At 71.5% G+C, this 5,252-nt stretch carries 5 protein-coding genes; 4 read left to right on the forward strand and 1 reads right to left on the reverse strand.

Annotated elements, in window-relative coordinates; genetic code table 11:
• On the reverse strand, window positions 1-1,370 hold a 1,370-nt coding region (locus ACFTZL_RS40495; protein WP_382594250.1), incomplete at its 3' end, for a BTAD domain-containing putative transcriptional regulator.
• An 84-nt stretch (window positions 1,371-1,454) separates the two neighbouring features.
• Between ACFTZL_RS40495 and ACFTZL_RS40500 the strand changes: the two genes are divergently transcribed.
• From ACFTZL_RS40500 to ACFTZL_RS40515, 4 genes are all read left to right on the forward strand, one after another.
• Window positions 1,455-2,615, forward strand: a complete 1,161-nt coding sequence (locus ACFTZL_RS40500) for a serine hydrolase domain-containing protein (RefSeq protein ID WP_382594253.1) — start codon at window positions 1,455-1,457, stop codon at window positions 2,613-2,615.
• 72 nt (window positions 2,616-2,687) lie between these two features.
• Window positions 2,688-3,239, forward strand: a complete 552-nt coding sequence (locus ACFTZL_RS40505) for an MSMEG_1061 family FMN-dependent PPOX-type flavoprotein (RefSeq protein WP_382594256.1) — start codon at window positions 2,688-2,690, stop codon at window positions 3,237-3,239.
• A gap of 59 nt (window positions 3,240-3,298) precedes the next feature.
• A complete protein-coding gene (locus ACFTZL_RS40510; protein WP_382594259.1) occupies window positions 3,299-4,168 on the forward strand; it encodes an ABC transporter ATP-binding protein in 870 nt (289 codons plus the stop codon).
• Entirely contained in the window at window positions 4,165-5,145 is a 981-nt protein-coding gene (locus ACFTZL_RS40515) for an ABC transporter substrate-binding protein (protein ID WP_382594262.1), read from the forward strand. The genes ACFTZL_RS40510 and ACFTZL_RS40515 overlap by 4 nt, the downstream gene beginning before the upstream one ends.
• Window positions 5,146-5,252: the final 107 nt, after the last annotated feature.

Raw genomic sequence — 5,252 nt, forward strand, 5'->3', positions numbered from 1 at the left:
GGTTCGAGCCGGACGTGCGTGGCGGCTCCGAGGGTGGCCAGCGGCTGTCTGCTGGTCAGCAGTACGGCGCAGCCGGCGCCTGCCGGGAGCAGGGGACGTACCTGGCTCACCGATGCCGCGTCGTCGAGGACGAGGAGGGTGCGGGTGGCGGCCAGCGCGGAGCGCAGCAGGGCGGAGCCGGCCGCCTCGTCGCCCGGGATCCGCCGGGTGTCCACCCCCAGGCCGTGCAGGAGGGCGGCGAGGGCGTCGGCGGGGGTGAGGGGGGCGATGCCGGGGGTGGCGCCGTGCAGGTCGAGGTAGAGGCGGCCGTCCGGGAAAGCGGGCCTGAGCTGTTCCGCGAGGTGCAGGGCGAGGCCTGTCTTGCCGACGCCGGGCATGCCGCTGATCACCGCGCACGCGGTGCTGACGCGATCCGACTCCAGCGCGGCACGGAGCTCGGCGATGTGCTCGGCGCGGCCGACGAACCCGTGGGGCGGTGCGGGGAGTTGCTCCGGCCGCGGGGGCGTCCGCCGGGGCACGGCCGGAGGTTCGGACTCGGCGGCGGTGAACGGGGCGGCGGGAGCGGGCGGTTCGCGGTGCCGGAGGCTCGCGCCGCGGAGCACTTCCCGGTGGGCGTCCTGGAGGGCCGGGCCCGGCTCGACCCCGAGTTCCTCGACCAGGGTCCGGCGCAGGGACCGGAAGCGGGCCAGCGCCTCGGCCCGGCGGCCGGTACGGCCGAGGACGAGGATGAGCTGGCGGTGCAGCGCCTCCCGGAACGGATGCTCCTCGACGAGGAGGCCCAGTTCGGCTGCGAGCCCGTCGGGACGGCCGAGGCGCAGCAGGGACTCGAAGCGGCATTCCAGCGCCTGGAGCCGCTGTTCCTGGAGAAACGTGACGACGGGGTGCCCGGCGAGAGCGGGTACGTCCGCGAAGGGGGTGCCGCGCCACAGGGCGAGCGCGGCGCCCGCCGCGCGCTCCGCCGCCTCACAGTCCTCCCGGTTGCGGGCCTCCACCGCCCGGCGCACCCGCTCCTCGAACGCGTCGCGGTCCAACTCGTCCGAATCTACCCGTAGTTCAAGACCGTGGGGCATGGTGCGCAGCCGGGTGCCGCCGGTGTCGCGGAGGTCGCGGCGCAGCCGGGCGACGTGGTTGTGCAGCGAGGCGGCGGCGGTCGGCGGCGGATCCTCGCCCCACAGCGCCGCCGTCACCCTGTCCGGCGGCACGGTGCGGTTCGGCTCCAGCAGCAGGACGGCGAGCAGCGCACGGGGCTTCGCTCCCCGGACGGCGAAGGCCACGCCGTCGTCGTCGGCCGTCGTCAGTGCTCCCAGTACCGCGAACTTCACCAGCACTCCCCCCTGTTCGGCATCGGCCCCCTGCGCGAAGAGCGTCACACATCGCTGTTAGCGGCGCATGGGGGGTCTGTTAGGGCCGGTCGGAACGATGCCCTTCCCACGAGCCGAGAGAGGTCGGTGCACATGTCGACACGCCCGATACGGACGACGCTGGTCTGCCTGACGGCGATCGCGGCGACGAGTACGGCCCTGCTGGCCACGCCCGCGGCCGCGACGGAGACGCGAGGGTCCGGGCACGGCGCCACCCAGGCCGCCATGGACGCCGCCGTCGGCGCGGGAGTACCGGGAGTCGTGGCGGAGGTGCGCGACACCCGTGGGGTGTGGAAGGGCACCTCGGGCGTCGCCGACCTCACCACGCGGCAGCCTCGCGGCCACGGCGACCGGTTCCGCGCGGGAAGCGTCACCAAGACCCTGGTGGCCACCGTCATGCTCCAGCTCCAGGCGGAGGGACGGGCCGACCTCGACGCCACGGTCGACCACTACCTGCCCGGGCTGGTGCGGGGGAACGGCCACGACGGTACGAAGATCACGGTGCGTCAGCTCATGAACCACACCAGCGGCATCTTCAACTTCACCGACGACGCCACGTTCGCGAAGAAGGTGCTCGGCATCGACTTCCTGGAGTCCCGCTACGACGACTGGACTCCGCAGCAGGTCATCGCCCTCGCCCTGGAGAACCCTCCCCAGTTCGAGCCCGGCACCTCCTGGAAGTACTCCAACACCAACTACCTGCTGCTCGGGCTGATCGTCGAGAAGCTGACCGGCCGGCCCTACGCCGCGGAGATCGAACGGCGTGTCACCGGGCCGCTGGGGATGCGCGCCACGCGCTTCCCCGGAACCGACCCGCACGTGCCCGCGCCCACCCGGCACTACTCCACCTTCACCGAGGACCCGGGCAAGACCTACGACGTGACCGAGCTCAACCCGTCCTGGGCCTGGGCGGCGGGCGAGATGATCAGCAACTCCGCCGACCTCAACCGCTTCTTCAGCGCACTGTTCGGCGGCAGGCTGCTGCGCCCCGCCCAGCTCCGGCAGATGACGAGGACGGTCTCGACGGAGGGCAATCTGCCGGGCCAGCGCTATGGCCTGGGCCTCATCGAGTACGAGACGAGCTGCGGGGTCCCGGTCTGGGGCCACTCGGGCGGGATCCACGGCTCCTCGACCCAGTCCTTCGGCTCCAGGGACGGCCGCCACATGATCACCCTGAACTTCAACGGGGACTGGGTCGGGGGTGGCAAGAACGTCGTCTCGGCCGAGTTCTGCCCGCCCCGGAATTCCAGGTAAGGCTAGGCTTGCCTCACTTTCGATAGGGTGTGCGGACAGATCGACGGACGCGCACACCCCCGGGAGCCCGCCTTGCCGCACACGACCGACACCGTCGCCGCGCGCGAGGAGGGCTGGGTCGAGCTGGGATCACGCGCCGAGTTGCGTGAACTGCTGGGCGAGCCCTGGCCCGTGGTGATCGAGAAGGTCCACGACCGGCTCACCGACCAGGACCGGGACATCCTCGCGCGCTCCCCCTTCTGCCTGCTGGCCACCTCCGACACACGGGGTAACTGCGACGTCTCCCCGCGCGGGGACGCCACCGGTTTCACACACGTCGTGGACTCCGGCACGCTCGCGCTGCCCGACCGGCCGGGGAACCGGCGCGGCGACAGCTTCCACAACATCCTCGACAACCCGCACGCCGGGCTGCTGTATCTGATACCCGGCGGCAAGGAGGTCCTGCGGGTCAACGGCCGGGCCCGGATCCTCACCGACGCCCCGTTCTTCGACGCCATGACGACGCAGGACGGCAAGCGCCCCGCCCTCGCCCTCGTGCTCGACATCGACGAGATCTATCTGCACTGCCCGCAGTCGCTGCGCCGCTCGGGGGTATGGAATCCGGCCTCGTGGCAGACGGGCTGAGATCACGGTTCCGACACCCCCCTCCCGGCATTTACTAAGGTTAGGCTAACCTTCGCCGCGTGAGATCTGGTGAAGAAGCGGCCGGCGGACAGCGTCTGCGCGGGCATCGACTTTCGGCCACGGGTGTGACCGTGTCGTACGACGGCGTGGATGTCGTGCACGACGCGGCGATCACGCTCCGGCCCGGTGAGGTGACCGTCCTGGTCGGCCCCAACGGCAGCGGGAAGTCGACGCTGCTGCGGACGATCGCCCGGCTGCAGCGGGCCCGCGAGGCCGCGCTCAGGATCGACGCCGGCACCGACGGCCTCGCCCTGACCGCCCGGGAGTTCGCGCGGTACGTGGCCCTGCTGACCCAGGGCCGGCCCACGCCCAGCGGGCTGACCGTGCGGGACCTCGTCGAGTTCGGCCGCTACCCCTACCGGGGCCGCTTCGGCCGCCCGGACCCGGACGCGTCGGCCGCGGTCGAGCGGGCGCTGGCGCTGACCGGGGTCACGGACCTCGCCGAGCGCGGCGCCGACCACCTCTCCGGCGGGCAGTTGCAGCGGGTCTGGCTCGCGAGCTGCCTCGCCCAGGAGACCGGTGTGCTGCTGCTGGACGAGCCGACGACCTATCTCGACCTGCGCTACCAGATCGAACTCCTCGACCTCGTCCGCGATCTGGCGGACGACCACGGGATCGCCGTCGGGGTCGTGCTGCACGACCTCGACCAGGCGGCGGCCATCGCCGACCGGATCACGCTGCTCGAAGCGGGCCGGATCGTCGCCGAGGGCCCGCCCGAGGAGGTCCTGACCCCGCAGCGGCTGACCGCCGTCTACGGCATCCGGATCGACGTCGACACAGACCCCCACACCGGCCGACTGCGGACCCGTCCGATCGGCCGGCACCACACCCGCACCACCCGAAGCGAAAGGCTCGGCACCACCTCATGAGACGTCTCCTGCTCACCGCTGCCACCACCACGGCCGCGGCGCTCACCCTCACCGCCTGCGGCACCACCGAGCCCGCCGCGGACAGCTCGAAGAAGACCTCCGAGGCCATCACCCTCACCGACGCCACCGGCGCGAAGGTCGAGCTCGACGGCCCGGCCAAGAAGGTCGTCGCAACCGAGTGGAACGAGGTCGAGAGTCTCATCACCCTCGGCGTCGACCCCGTCGGAGTCGCCGACGTCAAGGGCTACAAGACCTGGGACACCGCCGTCCCGCTGAAGAACGAGCCGAAGGACATCGGCACCCGCGGCGAGCCCAGCATGGACACCGTCGCCTCGCTCTCCCCCGACCTCATCGTGGCCAGCTCCGACCTGCCGGACGCGGCCGTGAAGCAGCTTCGGAAGATCGCCCCCGTGCTGGAGATCAAGTCCGCCGACGCGTCCGACCAGATCGGGCAGATGTTCACCAACCTCGACCTCATCGCCAAGGCCACCGGCACCACCGACAAGGCGAAGACCGCCCGGACGGACTTCGAGGCCAAGGTCGCCGAGGGCAAGAAGGCCCTCGCCGATGCCGAGCTCGACGGCGCCGACATCGCCTTCGCCGACGGCTACGTCACCTCCAACCAGGTCTCCCTGCGCCCGTACACCGACGGCTCCCTCATCGGGTCGGTCAACAAGCGGCTCGGCCTGAAGAACGCCTGGAAGGTCAAGGGCGACCCGGCCTACGGCCTCGGCACCACCGACGTCGAGGGCCTCACCACCCTGCCGAAGGACGTGCAGTTCGCCTACATAGGCAACGACGACGACAAGTCCAGCAACCCGTTCTCCGGCCAGCTGAAGAAGAACGCCGTGTGGACGTCCCTGCCGTTCGTCAAGGCCGACAAGGTGCACCGGCTGCCCGACGGCATCTGGATGTTCGGCGGTCCTCAGTCGATGGAGGCGTACATCGACGCCCTCGTCGGCGAGCTGACGAAGTAGCAGCCGGCGAAACAGCCGCTCGGACGAAGCAGAAGCACCGGAGCCATGGCCGTCACCGAAGCACCCCCGAGCACCACCCGCCCGCCGGCGGCCGCGTCCCGTACGGG

This window comes from Streptomyces sp. NPDC056948, from assembly GCF_042674225.1.
In the GTDB taxonomy this organism is placed as follows: domain Bacteria; phylum Actinomycetota; class Actinomycetes; order Streptomycetales; family Streptomycetaceae; genus Streptomyces; species Streptomyces purpurascens.

Coding starts and splice junctions, on each gene's coding strand:
- ACFTZL_RS40500 (WP_382594253.1), top strand. CDS start 1,455: ATGTCGACACGCCCGATACGGACGACGCTGGTCTGCCTGACGGCGATC.
- ACFTZL_RS40515 (WP_382594262.1), top strand. CDS start 4,165: ATGAGACGTCTCCTGCTCACCGCTGCCACCACCACGGCCGCGGCGCTC.